Raw genomic sequence first — 22,187 nt, forward strand, 5'->3', positions numbered from 1 at the left:
GACGAGGTGACCTCGGCGGGGTATAACGGTGGAATGACTGACTCACCCATCGAAGAGGTGCCGGGCGGGCATCCGGCAGCCTCGGCGCGCGCCGGCGCCGGCGCCGGGGCCACGAATGCTGCCGAGTTCGCCGTCGCCGACTGGATTAACCGGTACGAGACGGCGTGGGAGACGAACGAGCCCGACGACATCAGGGCGCTGTTCACGCCCGATGCCACCTACCGCACCGAGCCGTACGCCGCACCGTGGACGGCTCACGACGAAATCGTGGCCGGCTGGGTGGCCATCAAAGACCTGCCGGGCGATGCGGTTTTCGCGTGGCATCCGCTCGCCGTCACGCCCGACGTCGCGACCATTGAGGCCGTCACCGACTACCCGCGCGAGCACCGCACGTTCAACAATCTGTGGGTCATTCGGTTGGCTGAAGACGGCCGCGCCTCAGACTTCACGGAGTGGTACATGCAGCAGCCAGCGTAAAATCGTGGCGTGACGACCTCATCGACCGAGCCCGCGCCCTTCGGCAAGAAAGACGTCGGCAGCGGAAAGCTCGCCGACTACCGCTTCAACATGCTCCCCAAGAACACCAAGGTCACCTTGCAATTGGCAGGCAGCGACCCCTTTCAAGACGTCATTAGCGACGCTCAGGGCCGAATCGGCTCGCGTGGCGATCTGCAGGCCTTCGTGGCGCGATGCACCGCAGACGAAGAGCGCACCGACGCACCCATTGCGGTGCGCTTCTTCATCGACTCGCGGATGACCGGGGTGGTCGGCTGGGTTCCGCGAGGTCTTGAGGCGGCGGTCATCGACACCCTCACCCGCCTCGAGACCGCGGGGCGAACGCCGCGCATTCCGGCCGCCATCGTGAAGACGCGGCACGGCCTGCGGGTCGATCTGTTGCTCGGGCTGACGCGGTAGCGCGTGGTTCTCGTTCGCTCGGGCTTCGAGCGCCAGACGCCTCGCCGACGCTCAGAACTCGCACCAGGTTGCCCCCCGCGCACGAATTCGGCCGGAACTTCACGAAATCGCTGACGAATCTTGCCTAGGGTCGTAGAACACCCGCAGCTCAGCGGGGCGGCTCAGCCTGCAGTTCAGTCACGATCGGAGGTTCTCATGTCTCAATTCACTACAGACGCCATCACCGGCGAACCCGAGGTCGTCGAAGACGAGCCTTCGCGAGGCGCCAGCCGGGCATCCGTTTCGCTGCCGGCGGCGTGGCCGAGCCTCAAGGCCGCCGTGACCTCGCTTCGGGGGTATCAGCGGCCCGATGGCTCGGTCGACCCGGCCGTCGTGAGCCGCAGCCGTGAGCTGCACGAACTCGTCGACACCATCATCGACGCGTTGGGAGCACTCGCCGGCGACTTCGCGTACGACGCCGACTACCTTGCCGCGAGCGTGCGCGACTTCGAGCGCTGGGTCACCGGCGGCTTCGGCGTGCCCGACTTCTTCGACTCGCTGGTGGCATTTCACCCCGAATTGCACCGAGTGGATGCCCTGCAGCACGTCGTCGTCTTTCCGATGTACACCCAGAACGGCAGCCCCGACAAGCTCTTCGAGGCGGTGGCGATGCAGGTCATCTGGCCCGACTTCGTTGCCGAACTCGAGGCGGGCGACTACTCGAACAAGCTGTTCGTGCCCTTGCGGTTTCTCGATTTCACCGACGGGTACAACACGAACTCGGCCGTTCTGTTTCCTGAAACGGTGTCGATGCGCGCGATTCCCGCATTCACCTGGGGCGCCATTTTCGCCGATCGTGAAGCGGCACGCTTTCGGCTCGTCGTTTGCGCCGCGGCCGAGGTCACCCGCCTCGAACTGCCTGCCGGGGCGGCCGAACTCCTCGAGAGTCAGCACCTCGCCGAAGAGACTTTCGTGATGTGGGATCTTATTCACGACCGCACACATATGCGCGGAGATCTGCCGTTCGACCCGTTCATGATCAAGCAGCGCATGCCGTTCTTCTTGTATTCGCTCGAAGAACTGCGCTGCGACCTGACGGCGTTTCGCGAGGCAGTGCGCATCGAACGGACCGGTGTTTCGGCCGGCTATTCGGCGAAGACGGTGGCCACAGCCGCGCGGGTTCAATACGCGGTCATCTTCGACCGGGTCTTCAGATTCGCCATCTCGGGTACCCGAGTGCGCAACTACGACGGCCTCGGCGGCCAACTGCTGTTCGCGTGGCTCCACCAGAAGCACGTGCTGCACTGGACAGACACGAGGCTGACGTTCGACTGGCCAGAGGTGGCCGATCAGGTCATCGCCTTGGGTGCGGCCATCGACGAGCTGTACTGGCGATCGATCGACCGACCCAAAACGGCGCATTGGCTCGCGGCCTATGAGCTCGTTTCGTCGACCGTCACGCCGAACCCCGCATCGGTGTGGTCGAGGGGCGCGGATGCCCTGCCCCTCGACGGGCCACCCCGAGGTCTCACCGACGCGGTGCTTCCCGATGAATTTCCGTTGTCGATGTTCTTCGAGGCGCTTTCGAAGAAGATGACCGGAGTGATCGAGCAGACGGCGGGCATCACGGGTATCTCGGTTATCGACTGACCTCACTGCTGGCACCGGTCGGGCGGGGCACGCTGCTGGCACCGCCGACCGGGCACGCTGTTGCCCCGCCGGCGGCCCACACGTTCGTGTACCGGTTCGTCAGGGCGCGAAGCTCGGTGCCGGCTGGCCCGGAACATCGGGCGCCGGCCCGGTCACAATCGCCGGCGACCCAGGAACCACGTGCGCAACCGCGATTGTCAGCGGTACCAGCACGACCGCAAGCACCGCCAGGGTCACCACGATGAAGATCAGGGTTCTGAGCGTGCGCATGCTGCCTACTCTGCCCTCTCGCCCGTCAGAAGTACACCGCCGCGCCAGAGTCAGAACGTGCGTGGGTTCGTGACTGTCACCTCCGCCCACCCGATGAGAGAACCGTCGCCGGCGTACACGGCGAATGGATGCTCGCCCGGCGAATACCCGGCCGGAACCCGCACATCCACTCCCCCGCCGCGCACCGCTGCCGTCGTTACCTTCAGCTGCGGCTGATAGCCCACCACCGAAACCGTGCGCCCGTCATGCCCGGCAAGGGCGAGATGCACAAGGGAACCCGCCTGCACGGGGCTCGGTGAGGCCGCGACGCTCGCGAAGACCGTCTGATTGCCGTCGTTCAAGGCTGAGACCGGCAATGCCGGCAGCGCCGAAATCTGCAGAGGAACAACGGCCGAGGTGTTCGACTCGGGCACCCGCACCGTGAGGTAGTGCATACCCGCCTCGCCATCACCCGGAATCGTCGCCGTGATTGCGGCGCGGCCGACTTCATCGGTTGTGTCGACGACGGTCGGGTCGATGGCTGCTGAGCCAACGGCCACACCGTCGTAGTCGAGTTCGACGCGCGTCGCAGGCGCTTCACCCCCGCTGAAGAGCAGCGACGAGAGGGTCACGGTTATCGCGTCTGAGGGCGAATAGCCGTTCGCGTCGGGTGCGCTCAGGTGAACGCCGATGGCGCGCTGGCTGTAGTCGGGTGAAACAACGGGATGGGCGTGAAAGTAGTCGACCATCGAGTCGAGATCGATTTTGCCCGAGTCGGCCCGGTGCGTGCCCGATGCGAAGGTGGTGAAATTGTCTCCACCGTCGGCTAAGAACTTGTTTGCCGTCACGGTGAAGGAGTCGGTGGCAGAAATCACGTGGCCGGCAAGTGTCATGTCGGTGATGCGAGCTCCGCTCGGCTTGGTCGGGTCGTACGTGTAGGTGAATCCGCGCGATACTCCGAGCTTCAAGAAGGGCCTGCTTGCCCCGCTGGGCTGCCACTGCTGCTCGAGAATCTGGCGAATTTGAGCGCCCGTCAGTGTGAGGGTGACAAGGGTGTTAGCGAACGGCTGCACGTTGGCGAGCTCTCGATAGCTGACACTTCCGTCAGCATCTCCCGGGCCCCATGAGGCGTAGGTCAGATCGGTTCTGAGACCGCCGGGGTTCATGAAGGCGATCTGTGAACCGGCGTCTTTCGTCGCGTCGAGCTGAACGTCTGCCACGAAGTTGCCGAGTGTCGATTCTCCACCGCGATTGTCTTCGACGCCGCCCGTTTGCTTCGCCTTGTTGAAGTCGGCGGTGATACTGCCGACTTTTTCGTTGCCCTTGACCGCTGCCACGGCGACCGCATCACTCACGATTGCTGACACTGCCGGGTCGGCAGGAAATCGCGGTGAGGTGTCGGGGTTGGTGAGAGGAACGATTTCTGAAGTCATCGACTGCACCTCATGCGTGGTCTCATCGACCTTCACTGCGAGGTGACCGATGTTCTCACCGTATTCGCCGGCTTGCAGCACCGGGCGAATACGGCCGGCCGGCCATCCGGAGACCGGCAACGCATGGTTGTAGACCTGATGGGTGTGGCCAGACACGATGGCGTCGATGTTGGTATCGACACCGGTCACGATGGTGCCGAACGCTGAATCGTCAGTGGAGTCGGCGAGCGCGGGGGTGGCCGCGCCCTCGTGCACCAAAAGCACGATGACGTCAGCCTCACCGTTCGTCGGGTCACCGTCAGAGAGCTGGTCGGCGACCCTGTTGACCTCGGGCACGATGGGCTTCACCTGCAAACCGGCGAGCGCTGACGACCCGACAAGTGACGGCAGCTGTTCGGTCACGGCTCCGACGAACCCGATGCGTACGCCGTCGACCACCGAGATGGAGTACTGGTCGTACGCCGGTTTGCCCGTGGCCGTGTCGTACAGGTTCGCTGCAAGGTAGGGGAAATCGGCGGTGGGAATCACCCGGCCATCGACATCGCTTCGCCCGCGATCGAATTCGTGGTTGCCGAGGGCAGAAGCGCTCAACTTCATCGAGTTCAATGCGTCGAGCGTCGGTTTGTCTTGCTGAATGTACGACGTGAAAGTGGATGCGCCGATGTTGTCACCTGCCGAGACCAACACGGTATTCGGGTTGGCTGCCGTGTAGTGATCGACAGCGCCCGCGAGCACGGCGGCGCCTGCCACAACACCACCTGCCTCGAGGCGGCCGTGAAAGTCGTTGATGCTGAGGAGATCGAGGGAGATCGTCGATGCGGCTTCAGCCGGAGCGGCGGCGATGCCCGCAACCCCCGTACTTGTTGCCACGAGCATGGCTGCAGCGAGAGCCATAGTGAATGGGCGGTTCATTTGGTGCCTCCGGTAGGGAGCGTGGGCGGGGTGTTGAGCGCGAGCCTCAAACCCACCAGCAGTGGGTCGTGATCCGACGATCGGTAGGGGTCTTTGGGGTTCAAGAAGTTCGTGACGTTCGCATTCACATACGAGTACTGGCGAGCCGGCGCCTCGACGGAGTTGATGTTCCAGATGTCTGTGCCGGTAACGATTGTTGCGGCGGCAGGCGAAGCGAAGACGTGGTCGAGAGAGCCGGATTCGCCATCGAACGAATATGACGCCTTACCGGTGGCGGCACCGAGGTCGGTGTAGCCAGCCGACCGAACGGCGATCACGGGGTCTTCTTGTTCGAGCGCGTTGAAGTCGCCGATCAGAAACACCTTGTCGTCGTGCATGCTCGAGCTCAGGCCAGCAGCAAAATCGACGAGCGCATGCGCTTCGCGGGTTCGGTCGCCGTTGTAAGCGCCTTCTCCGGCGTCGACGTTGTCTCCGGTTGCCCCGGTGCCGGTCTTCGACTTGAAGTGGTTCGAAACGACGAGGAATGTTTCGTCTGGGTCGCCGTAGACGGGTCTGAATTGCTGAGCATCCGGTTCCCGGGCGTCGTCGAACGGAGAAGGGCCGAGCAAGATGACCGACTCGCCGATTGGTTCGACGATGGAACTGCGGTAGATGAACCCAGTGCGAATGACATCTTCGTCGGCGGCAGAGGGAACGAGCGCCGGGGAGGGCACGTACTTCCAGTCTGTTCCGCCGTCTGCCTTGTTGATGGCGTCGACGAGTATGCCGAGGGCATGGTCTCGGTTCATGCCGAGTTTGGCCGAATTCTCGATCTCTTCGAGCGAGATGACATTGGCGCCGAGAGCCAAAATGGCGGCCACGATCTTGCTCTCTTGCTGCTCGAAGTGCGCCTCGGTTGCCGCGCCTCGCACGCCGCAGCCCGGGTCGTCGCTGTTATTCACGGTGACCGGGTTGCCTGCGCGATCGGCATAGAACGTGCATCCGGTTCGGTCTTCACCAGTGGTGGGAAAGAAGTTCAGCACGTTGAACGTACCGAGCTTGACAGTGCCGCCGATGTCTGCAGGGTGTGCGGTTCTGGTGTTCGAGAAGACAACGGGTGACGCGAGCGTTTCGTTCGATCCGGTGACCTCGGCGGTGGGCTGAAAACGCCACGCGTTGTTTCGGTAGTCGAGCACGACGGGCTTCGTGAAGGTCACCGCGGCGCCCACTCGCACCGGCGCCGACAAATAGGGCACCGGCTTCGAGGTATTGGCGGCTGCAGAGAAGTTCGTGCTCGCACCGTCGTCGAGCCACACTGCTTTCGCCAGGTTTGCGGCCACAGTGGCCGCATACGCCGTGCTACCGACTCCGCCCGCACTGGTGGGAGCGACGAGCGGAGTCGTTCCAGCGGCGAGCTCGATCTGCCCGTATTGCGCTGCCGACGAGAGCCCGGTGACGGTGAAGGCGCCCTGGGGAGCGACCAGCATTCCTTCAAGCGATTCGCGCAGCGCGTCTGTCGCGGGGTAGGCGACTGTCGCAGGCAAGGGAGCGGCGAGCCCAGCCGGGTCTGCGTGGTTCACACCGCCGACTGCAGCAGAGATTTCAGTCAGACCGGCATACTCACTGACTTTGCCGGTGACTTCGACGTAGTCGCCCACAGTCACGGGTGCCGCACTGGCCCCGATGAACACGAAAACAGCGTCAGACGCGTGATGAGTCGATGGGTCGACCGCACCCCCTGTCGCTGCCGTCTGAAGGTAGAAGCCGTTGAAACCGCCCGTGGGATACGCGGCGGTTACGAAACCCCGAGTCGTCACCGTCGAACCTACGAACGGGCTGGCAGAACCAGACCCCTGAATCTCGGCTATCGACAAGGTCGAGGCAAGCGCGGAAGGAAGGGCGACCGCCGAAAAGCATGCGGCAGCAGCGAGAATTGCAGCGCACAGCGCCGCCGTTCGGATGGATGGGCGCACGTGCCCCTGCTCTCGTGATGTAGTAGAAACGTGATCTCGGCACGCGCAAAGCTCACGCTTGCGGCCCCCACCGAAGACCCCTCGGGCGGGGGCCATGAAGATGAGAATAGATCACTATCGAGGTCTGATGCAAGGCTCATCTCGATCATTTAGCTCATCGTCTGATTTTTTCGGCAAGGAGTAGACCGGTAGGCGGCGACCTTGGCGCAACGGCCGGGCCCGCACGCGGGGGCGTTGCGCCGAACGCAAGACGAGTGCGCGAGAGGTACGAGAGACTGGATGCCGTGACTGACCCATCGCGAACGCATCTGCCGAGCATCCTTGACAACACACCAACGGTCGACCCGAGTGCAGGCGGGGCCGACCAGGGCGCACCTGCGGCCTTTGAAAGTGCGCAGCGCCTGCACGACCCCACGAAACGCGGGTTCGCGTCGGATAACTATGCGGGCGTGCATCCGGAGGTCTTGCAGGCGATCGCCGCCGCGAACGAAGGCCACCAGATTGCCTACGGCGAAGACGTCTACACCGCGCGACTGCAACAGGTGATGAAGGCGCACTTCGGCGAGGCGGCCGAAGCGTTTCCGGTCTTCAACGGCACGGGCGGGAACGTGCTCAGCTTGCAGTCGATGCTGCCGCGCTGGGGCGCGGTGGTGTGTTCGAGCACAGCGCACATCCACACCGATGAGAATGCCGCACCTGAGCGCGTCGGCGGCCTCAAACTGCTCACGGTCGACACCCCAGACGGCAAGCTCACCCCCGAGATCATCGACCGCGAAGCGTGGGGCTGGGGCGACGAGCACCGCGCCCAACCGCTCGCCGTGTCGATCACCCAGACCACCGAACTCGGCACCTGCTACACCCCAGACGAGATTCGGGCCATCACCGACCATGCTCATCAACACGGTATGACCGTGCACCTCGACGGCGCGCGCATTTCGAATGCCGCCGCCTACCTCGGCGTACCTCTGCGCGCCTTCACCACCGATGCCGGCGTCGACGTGCTCTCGTACGGCGGAACAAAGAACGGCCTACTCTACGGCGAGGCCGTCGTGGTGCTGAACCCCCGGGCATCCGAAGGCCTCAGTTACCTGCGCAAGCTCGACATGCAGCTCGCCTCGAAGATGCGTTTCGTGTCGGTTCAGCTCATCGCGCTGCTCGAGGGCGACCTCTGGCTGCGGTCGGCCTCGCACTCGAACGCCATGGCTCAGCGCTTGAGAGCCGCGGTCGACGGGATGCCCGGGGTCACCCTCACGCAGCAGACCCAGTCGAACGCGGTGTTCGCTATCGTGTCGCCCGGGGTCGCCGACGAGCTCAGAGAGCTTTTTCGCTTCTACGACTGGAACCCCGCCACCGGCGAAGTGCGGTGGATGTGCGCGTTCGACACCACCGAAGCCGACGTCGATGCGTTCGCCGCCGCCCTCGCAAAACTATGCGAACGTATGGAATAAACGGCATCCCATACGGTTGTACTCACCGTGGCAATGGTGCCCGATTCGAAAATCCACTCTGAACAGGAGCCACTCATGACGCTCACCGAGCCCACCACCACCCCCGAACCCACCATCGCCGGTCGCGCTGCCGAAACCAGCGTGCCGATTCTCGATGTGTTGACCGACCGCTGGAGCCCTCGCTCGTTCGAGCCGACCAGCGAAATCGACGAAACCACCCTCACCGCCGCACTCGAAGCAGCGCGCTGGTCGCCGTCGGCCGCTAACTCGCAGCCGTGGAAGTTCATCGTCGGCCGCCGCGGCACCGCAACGTTCGACCTGATCAACGCCAACTTGATGGGCTTCAACCAGGCCTGGACACCGAACGCGAGCGTGCTGATCGTCGCCATCGCCGAGGTCATCGATGACAACGGCACTCCCCGTCGCTGGGCGCACTACGACCTCGGCCAGGCCATGGCTCACCTCTCGGTGCAGGCGCACGCCGACGGCTTGCACGTGCACCAGATGGGCGGCATCGAGGTTGCAGGGCTCCGTGAGACCTTCGGGCTCGACGAGCGCTGGGAGCCGGTCACCGTCACGGCACTCGGCACGGTCGCACCCGCCGAGGCTCTGGCCGACGAGGGAGCCCGCAGCCGCGAGGTCGCTCCACGCACCCGCAAGTCGCTCGCCGAGATCGTCACCATCAACGACTGATCCGTTCGAGGCGGTGCGCGCACCGGATGCTCGGCGAGCGTTACCGCGCATGACACCGCACGCCTCAGCGCACCGCGCAACCCGCTACCGTCGAAACAGTGACCGCAGAATCCGCACCCACTAACGCTGCCCCCACCGCAACGCCGGGCACCATCGAGAACCTCCTGCGCGAGAACCGCCGCTACGCTCCGAGCACAGAGTTCAGCGCCGCGGCGAATGTCGACGCGAGTGAGTATGGGCGGGCATCCGCTGACCCCGTGGCGTACTGGGAGCAGCAAGCGGCCCGGCTCGACTGGCACACTCCGTGGCACACCGCACACACGTGGAAACCCGCCCTGCAGCTCGACGGAGCGATCGACGTGCCCGAGGCGCAGTGGTTCGTCGGCGGCACCCTCAATGTGGCGGTCAACTGCGTCGATCGCCACGTAGAAGCGGGCCGCGGCGACACAATCGCCATTAACTTCGAGGGTGAACCGGGCGACCGCGAACAGATCACCTACGCCGAACTGCAGCGCCGCGTCGCGAAAGCGGCGAACGCGCTCGAAGCGCTCGGCATCGGTGAGGGCGACCGTGTGGTCGTGTACCTGCCCGTGATTCCCGAAACCATCGTGGTCACCCTGGCCATCGCGCGCATCGGCGCTATTCACTCGCTCGTGTTCGGCGGGTTCTCGGCCGAGGCGCTGAAGTTTCGCGTCGAAGACACCGGGGCGAAACTGCTGGTCACGAGCGACGGGCAGTTCAGGCGCGGCAAAGCGGTCGCAGTCAAGGCGAACGCCGACGAAGCAGTCAGAGGCAACGCCGAGACCGGGGTCAACACCATCGAGCACGTGCTGGTCATTCGGCGCACGGGCGATCTCACGCCCGAGATTCCGTGGCAGCAGGGCCGCGACGTGTGGTGGCATGACGCGATTGCTGCCGCCGCAGAGACCCACGAGGCGCAGTACTTCGACTCCGAGCATCCACTGTTCATCATCTACACCAGCGGAACCACCGGCAAACCGAAGGGCCTGGTGCACACCAGCGGCGGCTACCTCACGCAGGCGAGCTGGAGCCACTGGGCCGCTTTCGACGCCAAACCCGATGACGTGTACTGGTGCACGGCCGACTTGGCCTGGGTGACGGCGCACACCTATGTGCTCTACGGGCCGTTCTCAAACGGCGCCACGAGCGTCATCTACGAGGGAACGCCGAACACTCCGCATACCGGGCGGCACTTCGAGATCATCGAACGCTACGGCGTCACGACGTATTACACGGCGCCGACGCTGATTCGCACGCTGATGACCTGGTTCTCAGAGGGTTTGCCTGGCAATTGGAATCTCTCGAGCATCCGCCTGCTCGGCACCGTAGGCGAGGCGATCAACCCTGAGGCATGGGTCTGGTTTCATGAAAACCTGGGCAGCGGGCGGGCGCCTATCGTCGACACCTGGTGGCAGTCTGAAACGGGCTCGGCCATCATCGCGCCGCTGCCCGGCGTGACCGTGTTGAAACCCGGTAGCGCCACGTTCGCGTTGCCCGGGCTCTCGGCCCTCATTGTCGATGAGCAGGGCGAAACCGTGCCCTACGGCTCTGGCGGCTACCTCGTGCTCGCCGGAACCTGGCCGTCGATGGCCCGCACGGTGTGGGGCAACCCCGAGCGCTACCGCGATTCGTACTTCGCGCGCTTCGCCGAGCGCGGCTACTTCTTCGCCGGCGACGGAGCCAAATACGACGACGAGGGTTACATCTGGCTGCTCGGCCGGGTCGACGACGTCATCAACGTGTCGGGCCACCGCCTTTCGACGATCGAAATCGAGTCGGCGCTGGTGTCGCATCCCGCCGTCGGCGAGGCCGGCGTCGTGGGCGTATCAGACCCGACCACGGGCGAGGCGATCGCCGCGTTCGTCATTCCCTCGGCCGAGATTTCGGCTCAGGATGCTGGTGACCCTGCCTTCTGGGCGCATCTGTCGGCATCACTGTCTGACGCCCTGCGCTCCCACGTAGCTCACGAGATCGGCCCCATCGCCAAGCCGGCCCTGCTCATCGTCGTGCCCGATCTGCCCAAGACCCGCTCCGGAAAGATCATGCGCCGCCTGCTCGCCGACCTCGTCGACGGCCGCCCTCTCGGCGACACGACTTCGCTGCAAGACGAGACCGTGCCGCACCGCATCGCGGCGATTCTCGCCGCCCGCCCCTAGCCGGAACGCGCGGACGAGGCTGCCATCGCTCTCGCGCCGAGCCGCCCGACCCCGATCCGCGGCACCCGTGCGCGCGAGGATTTCGGACGAGAGCGATAGCCTAGGCGCTCGCTCTCGTCCGAAACCACCGCACTTTCGCACGAGGGCGCCGTTTATGGCGCGCGCCGCAGCGCAACGAGGCGGTTAGGCGTCGGGCAGGGCGGCGAGTTCGCCGGGGGCAGCCGCCGCCACCGTAAGACCCGAGCCGTCAGGCGCGAGGCCCACGTAGACCGTTTCTCCGTCGCGGATGGTGCCGCTGAGCAACGCCATCGAGAGGCGGTCGTCGATCTCGTGCTGCATGAGCCGTCGAAGCGGCCGGGCGCCGTACACGGGATCGTAGCCGCGGTCTGCGAGCCAGGCCCGGGCATCCGGAGTCACGGCCAGCGACAGCCCGCGCTCAGAAACACGCCGCGCCAGCCGGTCGACGTAGAGCGACACGATCTGGGCGAGGTCGTCGTGCGAAAGCGCCGAGAACACCACGATGTCGTCGAGCCGGTTGATGAACTCGGGCTTGAATGCCTGCCTCACGACCTGCATCACCAGCTCTTCGCGCGACGCATCTGAGAGCGCCGGGTCGACGAGGTACTGCGAGCCGAGGTTCGACGTCAAGATCAGAATGGTGTTGCGAAAGTCGACCGTGCGCCCCTGGCCGTCGGTCAGCCGCCCGTCGTCGAGCACCTGCAGCAGCACGTCGAACACCTCGGGGTGGGCCTTCTCGATCTCGTCCATCAGCACCACCGAGTAGGGGCGCCGCCGCACGGCCTCGGTCAGCTGACCGCCCTGCTCGTAGCCGATGTAGCCGGGAGGCGCACCGAGCAGCCGCGCAACCGAGTGCTTCTCGCCGTACTCGCTCATGTCGATGCGGATCATCGCCCGCTCGTCGTCGAACAAGAACTCGGCGAGCGCCTTGGCCAGCTCGGTCTTGCCCACACCGGTCGGGCCCAAGAACATGAACGAGCCCGTCGGCCGGTTCGGGTCTGAAATGCCCGCTCGCGTGCGGCGCACCGCGTCGGCGACCGCGCGAACGGCCGTCTTCTGCCCAATCAGCCGCTTGCCCAGCTCGTTCTCGAGGTTGAGCAGCTTCTCGGTCTCGCCCTGGGTGAGGCGGTCGACCGGGATGCCCGTCCACGCAGCAATCACGGCCGCGATCTCTGCCTCGGTGACCTGGTCGCTCACCATGCGTTCGACGTCAGGGTTCTGTTCGGCGCTCTCGGCCTCACGCAGGTGACGCTCGATCACGGGAATTTCGCCATACAGCAACTTGGATGCCCGCTCGAGGTTACCCTCACGCTGCGCCTTCTCAGCTGCCATTCGTGCCGCATCGAGTTGCGTCTTGAGTTCACCCACCCGGTTGAGCACCGCACGCTCGCGATCCCAGCGCTCTTGCAGCACGCCCAGCTCGGCCTGGCGCGCCGCCAGATCGGCACGCAGTTTCTCGAGCCGCTGCTTGCTCGCGTCGTCTTTCTCTTTCTTCAGTGCAAGCTCTTCGAGCTTCAGCCGGTCGACGCTGCGGCGCAGCTCGTCGATCTCGACGGGGGCCGAGTCGATCTCCATGCGCAGGCGCGACGCCGCTTCGTCGATGAGGTCGATGGCCTTGTCGGGCAACTGCCGCCCGGTGATGTACCGGTTCGACAGTGATGCAGCGGCAACGAGCGCGGCGTCGGCGATCGACACCTTGTGGTGCGCTTCGTAGCGCTCTTTGAGGCCTCGCAAGATGGCAATCGTGTCTTCGACCGTCGGCTCGCCCACGAACACCTGCTGAAAGCGGCGCTCGAGAGCAGCATCTTTCTCGATGAACTCGCGATACTCGTCGAGCGTGGTGGCGCCGATGAGCCGCAACTCACCGCGGGCGAGCATCGGCTTCAGCATGTTCGAGGCCGCGACCGACCCCTCGCCACCGCCCGCACCCATGAGCGTGTGCAGCTCGTCGACGAACGTGATGATCTGCCCGTCGGCGTCGTTGATCTCTTTCAGCACGGCCTTCAGCCGTTCTTCGAATTCGCCGCGGTACTTCGCGCCCGCGACCAGCGCCGCGAGGTCGAGCGAGACGAGCTGCTTGCCCTTCAGCGAATCGGCGACGTCACCCGCGACGATGCGCTGGGCGAGCCCTTCGACGACGGCCGTCTTACCGACGCCGGGCTCGCCGATGAGCACGGGGTTGTTCTTGGTGCGCCGTGTCAACACCTGACTGACGCGGCGAATCTCGGCGTCTCGACCGATCACCGGGTCGAGCTTGCCGAGCGCCGCGATCTCGGTGAGATTGACGCCGTACTTCTCGAGGGCGCTCTGCTGCTCCTCGGCCTGCTGACCGCTCTGCGGCTGCATGGGGGTCTTACCTTTCTGCTGGTATTCGGCGCACTGACGCGCCCTGACGAGAAAAGTGTCGGTCAAACTTGAGTCGACCTAGCTCAAGTTTACCCAAAAAGCCGTACCGGCGCCACCATTAACACCATCACCATGCCCTTTACAGGCACCATCTCATAGAGTGTTTACAGTGAAGAGATTTCTGCAACGAGAATCGGGCTCACCGCTCATTCTGGGGCTGGTGGCGTCTCTCTTCATAGCGCTCGGATCCCTCGGCGTCGGCTGGCTCGGCCCCGGCACCAACGTGCTCAGCTGGCCTGTGATCAACGTCTTGCGGTCGAGCGATGTGGCGGGTTACACCCTGTCGATCGTGGTGATTCTGGCGAGCATCCTGCTCATCATCGCGTGGCTGAAGCTCGGGGTTCAGCTTCGCAGCAAACCTGCCGAAGCGTTGCGGCGCGTCATCGTCACGAGCGTGGTCTGGGCCATTCCGCTCATCTGCAGCGTGCCGCTCTACACCCGCGACATGTTCGCCTACGTGGCTCAGGGCCGGCTCATGCTCGCCGGTTTCAACCCCTACATCGATGGCATCTCGGCCCTGCCGGGCTGGTTCAACATCGGCGTCGACCCCATGTGGGCGAACGCGAAAACGCCCTACGGCCCCATCTTTCTCTGGCTCGAGCAAGTCATCGTGGGCGCGGTGGGCACGTCACCGATCACCGCCATTGCTCTGTTCCGGATGATCGCGGTGCTCAGTGTCGTCGGCCTCGCCTTCTACGCCTATCGCATCGCGCGTCTGCGGCAGCTCGACCCCGTGAAGATTCTGTGGTTCGTTCTGGCCAGCCCGCTCATCATGTTCAACTTCGTGGTGGGCGGACACAACGATGCGCTCATGCTGCTCTGCCTCGTCGCCGGGCTGTATTACGCACTGCGCAAACATCCGCTCGTGGCGACGTTGCTGGTCACGGCCGCCATCGGCGTCAAGCCCATCGCTCTTCTCGCCTTGCCCGTGGTCGGTATAATCTGGGCCGGCCAGAACCGCACTCTGCGCGGCACCATCAAATATTGGCTGGCGACCTTCGGCATCTCGGGCGCCATTCTCGTCGGCCTCGGCTACATCACGAACGTCGGGTACGGCTGGATCTACACACTCACCACCCCGGGTTCGGTCTCGCACTGGTACGCACCGGTCACCGCCGTTTCAGGCACCATCGGCGGGCTGTTCGACGCGGTCGGGCTGAACGGCTCGATGGCGTCAGAAGTCATCAGGCTGGGCGCGCTCGGCCTGATGGTGGTGTTCGTGGCCTGGATCATGCTCACGATGCGCCCGATCGACCCCCTGATTCGGCTGGCTCTGGCTTTCGCCGCGGCGGTGCTCTCGTCGACCGTGATTCACCCCTGGTACGCGGCTTGGGTGATCGTGCTCTTCGCGCTTGCGGGAATCAAACGGGGGCTGCAGACACACATCTTGGTTGCAGTCTCGATCTTCTTCGCCTCGGTGAGCATCGCCGAGACCATGGACATTCCCGATGCTGTGCAAGGCGACACCACGTCGCAGATCATTCGCAACGCGACCATCAGTGCCGGAGCCGTGCTGCTGATCTTGGCCTACTGCATTCACGAAGACCTCTCGGTCGGTCTGCTCGTGCGGCGTACGCGCGACGCGTGGCACGGCTTTCAGCTGCGCCGAGCCGTCAGCCGGGCGAGGTCTACACCAGACTTCAAGCCCGTGTCGCATCAGGCGTCGAACGATGTCTCAGCGACGACGCTGTCGCCCACCGACCTCTCGTCGAATGATCATCGCTGACGATCGCCGCATGGGTCTATAGCCCGAGCTTCTCGACCCAATAGGCGAGAAACGCGGCGCCCGCTTCGTCGTGCACGAGGTCGCCCTCGACGATGACCCGATAGGGGCGTTCGAGTAGCCCATCGGCCGGCCGAACATCCACGTGCGCAACATCGAAGCCCGCCTGGTAGAGGTAGTCGGCCATCGAGTAGTCGCTGCGCGAATCGCCGACCGAACGCCAGAGCGTCGGCAGTTCGCCCTGCTCGCGAAAGTAGCTCACCGCGCGCTCGGCCCCGCGGTCTTTGTCGAGAGTGACCGATTCGACGTCGGTCGAGATGAAGGTGGGGTCGATGCGAAACGGAACATCGCCCGCAGCGTTCGGCACCTCGCGATCGCCATACCGAGCACCGAGCCCTCGTTCGACGAGCGCCTCGAAGGCCGCCTCGTTGTAGTCGAGCTGCGCGACGTGATAGGTGTCGGCATCGATCGTGGGCAGCTGCTCCACCGACACCATGGCGCGCTTACCCTCGTCGTAATACATGAAGTCTGCGAACCGTTCGGTCACCAGGCGCCGGATGCCCGTGGCGAACTCCGCGGGCAACGCCACCGTAGTGTCGACCTCGACCTCGCCCCCGCCGTGCTCACCCACGGTGAACCACACCGCACCCTTTTCGCAGACCACGAACATCCGCCCGCCCGCAGCCAGCGCCTCACCGAGGCCCGCCGCCATCAACGGCGCGACCACCTCGTCGCGCACGAAAACGTCAGAGCGGCCGGTGATGAACGCGATGGGAACCCCCGCGCGAACGAGCTTCACCAGGTCGCCCAGGATGCTCGGCTGCACAATCGACCGCGTGACCGTCGAGGCGATGGGCCCGTCGATATCGAGAAGAAGCCCCAGGGGTGCAGTGGTCATGCCCCCATTCTCGCAGCCCGCATCAGCACCCTCGAACACGCCGAGTCAAGCACCGCAGCCACACGACCCTGCCCACCTCGCAGGTTGCGCAAAAGCACCTCGGAGACTCGGCAGAGGTGCTTTTGCGCAACCTCAGGTGTGCGTGGGGATGAGGGGCGAGGGCTATCGAAGCCCTAGGGGCGCCAGACCACGACCTCGGTGCGGCGTTGGGTGCGGGCGCCGCTGCGGAGGGAGACGGCGCCGCCCTCGGTGCCTGCCGCGAAGACGCGGCGGCCTGGGCGGGTGAGTAGTTCGTCGGCCAGGGCGCTCTCGAGTTCGCGAATGCGCGTGGCGAGCTGCTGGTTCAGGTTCTCGAGTTCGAGAATGCGGCGGATGCCCTCGAGCGTGATGCCCTCGGCGCCCAGCCGCGCTATCTCGCGCAGCTGCATCACGTCGCGCAGCGAATAGCGGCGTGACTTGCCGGCCGTGCGTTTCGGCACGACCAGGCCGAGGCGGTCGTACTGCCGAAGGGTCTGGGGGTGCATCTCGGCCAGTTCAGCGGCAACAGCAATGGCGAACAGGGGGGCGTCTTCATTCACTGGAATGCTCATTTCGCCCCTCCTGTTCGCCGTTCGCTGCTACTGCCGTTGCCTGCGTGCGTGCTGGATATCGTGTCGCGTGCTGGTTACTCGTGCGCCTTAGCGAGCAGTTCGGCCCGTGGGTTCTCTTGCGGCTCAAGAGCATGAAACGCTTCGAGCGCTTCACGTGCCTCGGTCGACAAGTGCGACGGAACCGCCACTTGCACAACGGCAAGCAAATCGCCCGTGCCCTTGGCTGTTTCGACACCGCGGCCCTTGACGCGCAGAACGCGCCCACTCGGCGTGCCCGCAGCGACGCGCAGTTTCACGGGGTCGCCGCCCAGCGTCGGAACCTCGATGGTCGCGCCGAGCGTGGCCTCGACGAACGTGACCGGAACATTCACCCGAAGGTTCAGCCCGTCGCGCTCGAACACGGGATGCTTGCGCACCGACACCGTGAGAACGATGTCGCCGGGCTCGCCGCCATCAGGGCTTTTCTCGCCCTTGCCGCGCAGCTTGATCTTCTGGCCGTCTGAAACGCCGGCCGGAATCTTCACCGTGATGGTGCCGCCTTCAGCCGTCTGCAGCTTGATGGTGTCACCCTTGGTCGCGGTGACGAAGTCGACCGTGGTGCGAGCACTGATGTCTCGCCCACGAGTCGGGCCGCCGAAACCGCGAAAGCCGCCACTGGGCTGGCCGAAGCCTTGGCTGCCGCCGAACATCCCACCGAGCAGGTCGTCGTAGCCGGCCTGCTGGTACGAGTAGTTGGCGTTACTGGCGCCACCGCCGCGACCACCGGCACCGCCGCCGAACATGCCGCCGAACACGTCTTCGAAGCCGCCCGACTGGCCCTGGCCACCCGCCGTGAAGCGAGCGCCAGAACCCATCGCGCGAATCTGGTCGTACTCTCTGCGCTGTTCGGGGTCGGCGAGAACCGAGTTGGCTTCGCTGATCTCTTTGAACTTGGCTTCTGCGGCAGGGTCACCGGGGTTGGAGTCAGGGTGGTACTGGCGTGCCAGCTTTCGATACTGTTTCTTCAGGTCGGCAGCAGCAACGTCTTTCGAAACGCCGAGAACCTTATAGAAATCTTTATCGAACCAATCCTGGCTAGCCATTCGGCACCGCTACGACGACTTTGGCCGCGCGCAGGAGAGACGAGCCGAGGTAGTAGCCCGTTTCGACGACATCGGCCACGGTCTCGACCTGAACATCGGCGCTGGGCTGCTGAAAGATGGCCTCGTGAATCTTCGGGTCGAAGAGGTCACCAGGGGTACCGAACGGCGTGAGACCGAATCGCTCGACTCCTGCCCGCAGCTTGGCCACGATGGAGACGAACGGGCCCTCGGCGAGATCGCCGTGCTTCTCGGCACGGTCGAAATCGTCGAGCACCGGCAGTAAAACCTTGACCACTTCGCCGACCGTGCGCTCACGCTCGATCTCGCGGTTGGCCTCGGTGCGCTTACGGTAGTTCGCGTATTCGGCGGTCACCCGCTGAAGGTCGGCGAGTCGCTCGGCGGCCAAGTCGGAGTCTTGCGTCTCTCCGGCGCTCACAGCGTCGAGAAAGCTGAGGTCGTCTGCGTTGAATTCGCCGTCGCCCACTGTCTCCCCCTCTTCTGCTGCCTCGGAATAGCCTTCGTCATCGTCTTCGCCGCCGGTCGGCACCTCGACATCGGGCCCTTCGGCCTCGATGAACGAGGCGTCGTCGCCTATCGGCTCGCCCTGACCTGACTCATCATCGCCCTGGTTGTTGCCGTGCTTTGATTCGTCTTCGGTCATGGTTACTTCTGCTCTTTCGACTCTTCGTCGTCAACAACTTCTGCGTCAACAATATCTTCGTCAGAGGCAGCTTCGTCGGCCGGAGCCTCGGCTGCCGATGCCGCAGCAGCCTCTTCGGCCTGCGAGTTGGCGTAGATGGCCTGACCGAGCTTCGACTGGCTCTCGTTGAGCTTGTCGAAGGCCGACTTCACCGCCTCGTCGTCGTCACCGGCGAGGGCGCTCTTCAGAGCATCCACATCGGCCTGAACCTCAGTCTTGACGTCTTCGGGCAGCTTATCTTCGTTGTCTTTGATCAGCTTGTCGATGGAGTACGCAAGCTGTTCGCTGGTGTTGCGAACCTCTGCGGCCTCACGGCGCTTCTTGTCTTCGGCCGCGTGCTCTTCGCCCTCACGAACCATGCGCTCGATGTCTTCTTTCGAGAGGCTCGACCCGCCGGTGATGGTGATGGTCTGCTCTTTGCCGGTGCCCTTGTCTTTCGCGGAGACCTGCACGATGCCGTTGGCGTCGATGTCGAAGGTGACCTCGACCTGCGGAATGCCGCGCGGGGCCGGCGCGATGCCGGTCAGCTCGAACGTTCCGAGGTTTTTGTTGTCGCGGGTGAACTCACGCTCGCCCTGAAAGACCTGAATGGCCACCGACGGCTGGTTGTCGTCTGCGGTCGTGAAGGTCTCGCTGCGCTTGGTGGGAATGGCCGTGTTGCGCTCGATGAGCTTGGTCATGATGCCACCCTTGGTCTCGATGCCGAGCGACAGCGGGGTGACGTCGATGAGCAGAACGTCTTTACGCTCGCCCTTCAACACGCCGGCCTGCAGTGCAGCACCAACGGCTACGACCTCGTCAGGGTTGACACCCTTGTTCGGCTCGCGGCCCCCGGTCAGCTTCTTGACCAGTGCCACGACGGCGGGCATACGGGTCGAGCCACCGACGAGAACCACGTGCGAGATGTCGGCGACAGAAACACCGGCCTCTTTGATGACGTCTTGGAACGGCTTCTCGGTGCGAGCAAGCAGGTCTTGCGTCAGCTCTTCGAACTTGGCGCGGCTGAGCGTCTCGTCGAGGTTGGCCGGGCCGCTCTCGGTCAGCGAGAGGTAGGGCAGCTGGATGGTCGTGCTGAGCGAACCCGACAGCTCCTTCTTGGCCTGCTCAGCGGCCTCCTTCAGGCGCTGCTTGGCGATCTTGTCATTCGACACATCGACGCCGGTGGAGTCTTTGAAGCGCTTGATCAGGTAGTCGACGATGCGCTGATCCCAGTCGTCGCCACCGAGGCGGTTGTCACCGGCGGTAGAGCGAACCTGAATGGTGCTGAAGTCGTCGTCTTTGCCCACTTCGAGCAAGCTGACGTCGAACGTACCGCCACCGAGGTCGAAGACCAGAATGAGTTCGTCTTCTTTGCCCTTGTCGAGGCCGTAGGCCAAGGCGGCCGCGGTGGGCTCGTTGATGATGCGCAGAACGTTCAGGCCTGCGATCTCGCCGGCCTCTTTCGTGGCGTGACGTTCGGCGTCGCCGAAGTACGCAGGAACGGTGATGACGGCGTCGGTGACCTTGTCGCCGAGGTACGCCTCAGCGTCACGCTTCAGCTTTGCAAGAATGCGCGCAGAGATTTCTTGAGGTGTGTACTTCTTGTCGTCGATGTTGACTGTCCAGTCGGTACCGATGTGCCGCTTGACCGACGCGATGGTGCGGTCGACGTTCGTGACGGCCTGGCGCTTGGCGGTCTCGCCGACGAGAACCTCGCCGTCTTTGGTGAATGCGACGACGGAGGGCGTGGTGCGAAAACCCTCGGCGTTTGCGATGACGGTGGGTTCTCCACCTTCGAGCACGGAGACAACCGAGTTGGTGGTTCCGAGGTCGATTCCTACTGCACGAGCCATGTGCTTTACTCCTTCTTGGCCTTGCGGCCGGCTAAAGATGTCTCAGACCCATGTAGCTGATGAGTACTTGAGTCTTATACGCTCAAGTTTACCAGGCGAGCATCCGGTGTCAAGTCGAAAAGGCAAAACTTGAGCTACGTCGACTCAAGTTTCAATACACCTGTGGTTTACCCGTGAACTGTACTGTGTGCACATGACTGCAACGGCGGCAGGCGATACCGAGCCCACCACGATCATCCCCCGTTCACACGTACTTTCCTGGGGGCTCTGGGATTGGGGCAGCTCGGCACTCAACGCGGTGGCGACCACGTTTGTGTTCACGGTCTACCTCACCGGCAACAGCACGAATCACCCGTTCGGCGACGTGGATTCTGTTTCGGCGATGCTGGGTGCCACGTTGGGTGTGGCCGGTTTCATCGTCGCCGTGCTCGCTCCCATTACCGGCCAACGCTCAGACGCTTCGGGTCGTCGCAAGTTCTGGCTCGCCGTGAACAGCTACATCGTGGTGCTCATTCTGGCACTCATGTTCTTCGTGCAAGCCTCGCCGAACTACCTCTGGCTCGGGCTGCTGCTGCTGGCTGCCGGCACGCTGTTCTTCGAGTTCGCTCAAGTGAACTACAACGCGATGCTGCTCAGCGTGTCGACAAAACGCACCATCGGCAAGGTCAGCGCGTTCGGCTGGTCGATGGGCTACTTCGGCGGCATCGTGTTGTTGCTGATCGTGTACTTCGGTTTCATCCACCCCGATGTGGGGCTCTTCGGGGTGACGAGCGCAAACGGACTCTCGGTTCGGGTGTCGATGCTCATCGCTGCCATCTGGTTCGGCATCTTCGCGTTGCCCGTTCTGCTCGCCGTTCCCGAATACCACGTGCCCGAGAAGGTGGCGCGCCCGAAGGTGAGTTTCTTCGGCTCGTATGTGCGGCTAGGCCACGACATCGCCCGGCTGTGGCGCACCAGTCGGCAGACTCTGTACTTTCTCATCGCCAGTGCGGTGTTTCGCGACGGACTGGTCGGAGTCTTCACCTTCGGTGGCGTCTTGGCCGCCGGAACCTTCGGGTTCTCTCCGAGCGAAGTAATTATCTTCGCTATCGCGGCAAACGTGACCGCCGGTATTTCGACGGTACTTGTCGGTCGGCTCGATGACCGCATCGGCCCGAAGCCCGTCATCGTGGCCGCTTTGGTGGGCCTCGTCGTCTGCGGAACGGCGGTATTCCTCCTCCATGACGCGGGTCAGACCGCGTTCTGGATCTTTGGGCTCGCGCTCTGCCTCTTCGTGGGGCCGGCACAGTCGGCTAGCCGGTCGTTTCTCGCGCGGCTTATTCCGGCAGGGCGCGAGGGTGAGATCTTCGGCCTCTACGCCACGACCGGCAAGGCCGCAACCTTTCTCGCCCCCACGGCATTCGCCGTCTTCGTAGCCATCGGCGGTGAGCAGTACTGGGGCATCCTCGGCATCGTACTCGTGCTCGCCATCGGCCTCGTCGTGCTCATCCCGGTGTCAGCCAAACCCGCCACCGTCGCACCCTGACCCGC

General features: G+C 64.2%; 17 protein-coding genes. 8 read left to right on the forward strand and 9 right to left on the reverse strand.

Features of this window, described 5'->3' with window-relative positions:
- Positions 1-33: 33 nt before the first annotated feature.
- From IEX24_RS15360 to IEX24_RS15370, 3 genes are all read left to right on the forward strand, one after another.
- Complete coding sequence (locus IEX24_RS15360; protein WP_188679795.1) at positions 34-477, forward strand: nuclear transport factor 2 family protein; 444 nt, start codon at positions 34-36, stop codon at positions 475-477.
- A gap of 9 nt (positions 478-486) precedes the next feature.
- A complete protein-coding gene (locus IEX24_RS15365; RefSeq protein ID WP_188679796.1) occupies positions 487-915 on the forward strand; it encodes a hypothetical protein in 429 nt (142 codons plus the stop codon).
- Positions 916-1,110: 195 nt separating this feature from the next.
- Positions 1,111-2,544 carry a DUF6421 family protein gene (locus IEX24_RS15370; RefSeq protein WP_188679797.1) on the forward strand — a complete coding sequence of 478 codons (1,434 nt, stop codon included), beginning with the start codon at positions 1,111-1,113 and terminating at the stop codon, positions 2,542-2,544.
- A gap of 99 nt (positions 2,545-2,643) precedes the next feature.
- Here IEX24_RS15370 and IEX24_RS15375 read toward each other — a convergent pair whose 3' ends face one another.
- The 3 genes from IEX24_RS15375 to IEX24_RS15385 are packed head-to-tail and all read right to left on the reverse strand — an operon-like array spanning position 2,644 to position 7,090.
- Positions 2,644-2,814, reverse strand: a complete 171-nt coding sequence (locus tag IEX24_RS15375) for a hypothetical protein (protein ID WP_188679799.1) — start codon at positions 2,812-2,814, stop codon at positions 2,644-2,646.
- A gap of 50 nt (positions 2,815-2,864) precedes the next feature.
- Entirely contained in the window at positions 2,865-5,138 is a 2,274-nt protein-coding gene (locus IEX24_RS15380; protein ID WP_188679801.1) for a bifunctional metallophosphatase/5'-nucleotidase, read from the reverse strand.
- On the reverse strand, positions 5,135-7,090 hold the full coding sequence (locus IEX24_RS15385) for an ExeM/NucH family extracellular endonuclease (RefSeq protein ID WP_188679803.1): 1,956 nt from the start codon (positions 7,088-7,090) through the stop codon (positions 5,135-5,137). The genes IEX24_RS15380 and IEX24_RS15385 overlap by 4 nt, the downstream gene beginning before the upstream one ends.
- A 401-nt stretch (positions 7,091-7,491) precedes the next feature.
- Here IEX24_RS15385 and IEX24_RS15390 point away from each other — a divergent pair, with 401 nt between their 5' ends.
- The 3 genes from IEX24_RS15390 to acs all read left to right on the forward strand — a co-directional run bounded on the left by IEX24_RS15390 (position 7,492) and on the right by acs (position 11,408).
- Complete coding sequence (locus IEX24_RS15390) at positions 7,492-8,538, forward strand: threonine aldolase family protein (protein WP_229715466.1); 1,047 nt, start codon at positions 7,492-7,494, stop codon at positions 8,536-8,538.
- Positions 8,539-8,613: 75 nt separating this feature from the next.
- Positions 8,614-9,231, forward strand: coding sequence for a nitroreductase family protein (locus tag IEX24_RS15395; protein ID WP_188679805.1), 618 nt, complete (start codon positions 8,614-8,616; stop codon positions 9,229-9,231).
- A gap of 98 nt (positions 9,232-9,329) precedes the next feature.
- Positions 9,330-11,408 carry an acetate--CoA ligase gene (gene acs / locus IEX24_RS15400; RefSeq protein ID WP_372435800.1) on the forward strand — a complete coding sequence of 693 codons (2,079 nt, stop codon included), beginning with the start codon at positions 9,330-9,332 and terminating at the stop codon, positions 11,406-11,408.
- A gap of 183 nt (positions 11,409-11,591) precedes the next feature.
- Here the strand turns inward: acs and IEX24_RS15405 are convergent, their stop codons facing one another.
- Entirely contained in the window at positions 11,592-13,772 is a 2,181-nt protein-coding gene (locus IEX24_RS15405) for an ATP-dependent Clp protease ATP-binding subunit (RefSeq protein ID WP_188679807.1), read from the reverse strand.
- A 169-nt stretch (positions 13,773-13,941) separates the two neighbouring features.
- Here IEX24_RS15405 and mptB point away from each other — a divergent pair, with 169 nt between their 5' ends.
- Positions 13,942-15,558: a polyprenol phosphomannose-dependent alpha 1,6 mannosyltransferase MptB gene (gene mptB, locus IEX24_RS15410; RefSeq protein WP_188679810.1), complete on the forward strand. Its 1,617-nt coding sequence runs from the start codon at positions 13,942-13,944 to the stop codon at positions 15,556-15,558.
- A gap of 16 nt (positions 15,559-15,574) precedes the next feature.
- On the opposite strand, the gene IEX24_RS15415 is transcribed toward mptB, so the two are convergent.
- The 5 genes from IEX24_RS15415 to dnaK form a co-directional block, all read right to left on the reverse strand.
- Positions 15,575-16,453: a hypothetical protein gene (locus tag IEX24_RS15415; protein WP_188679812.1), complete on the reverse strand. Its 879-nt coding sequence runs from the start codon at positions 16,451-16,453 to the stop codon at positions 15,575-15,577.
- A 173-nt stretch (positions 16,454-16,626) separates the two neighbouring features.
- The gene (locus tag IEX24_RS15420) at positions 16,627-17,043 is read right to left on the reverse strand and encodes a heat shock protein transcriptional repressor HspR (protein ID WP_188679814.1); all 417 of its coding nucleotides are present in this window, start codon (positions 17,041-17,043) and stop codon (positions 16,627-16,629) included.
- Between the two features lie 74 nt (positions 17,044-17,117).
- Complete coding sequence (locus IEX24_RS15425) at positions 17,118-18,125, reverse strand: DnaJ C-terminal domain-containing protein (RefSeq protein WP_188679819.1); 1,008 nt, start codon at positions 18,123-18,125, stop codon at positions 17,118-17,120.
- Positions 18,118-18,786 (reverse strand): nucleotide exchange factor GrpE, encoded by a 669-nt coding sequence (locus IEX24_RS15430; RefSeq protein WP_188679821.1) that lies wholly within the window; start codon positions 18,784-18,786, stop codon positions 18,118-18,120. The genes IEX24_RS15425 and IEX24_RS15430 overlap by 8 nt, the downstream gene beginning before the upstream one ends.
- Before the next feature lie 2 nt (positions 18,787-18,788).
- On the reverse strand, positions 18,789-20,657 hold the full coding sequence (gene dnaK, locus IEX24_RS15435) for a molecular chaperone DnaK (RefSeq protein ID WP_188679828.1): 1,869 nt from the start codon (positions 20,655-20,657) through the stop codon (positions 18,789-18,791).
- A gap of 193 nt (positions 20,658-20,850) precedes the next feature.
- On the opposite strand from dnaK, the gene IEX24_RS15440 reads away from it, so the two are divergent.
- Positions 20,851-22,182 (forward strand): MFS transporter, encoded by a 1,332-nt coding sequence (locus IEX24_RS15440; protein WP_188679830.1) that lies wholly within the window; start codon positions 20,851-20,853, stop codon positions 22,180-22,182.
- Positions 22,183-22,187: the final 5 nt, after the last annotated feature.

It is taken from the genome of Subtercola lobariae, assembly GCF_014640255.1.
Classification (GTDB): Bacteria; Actinomycetota; Actinomycetes; order Actinomycetales; family Microbacteriaceae; genus Subtercola; species Subtercola lobariae.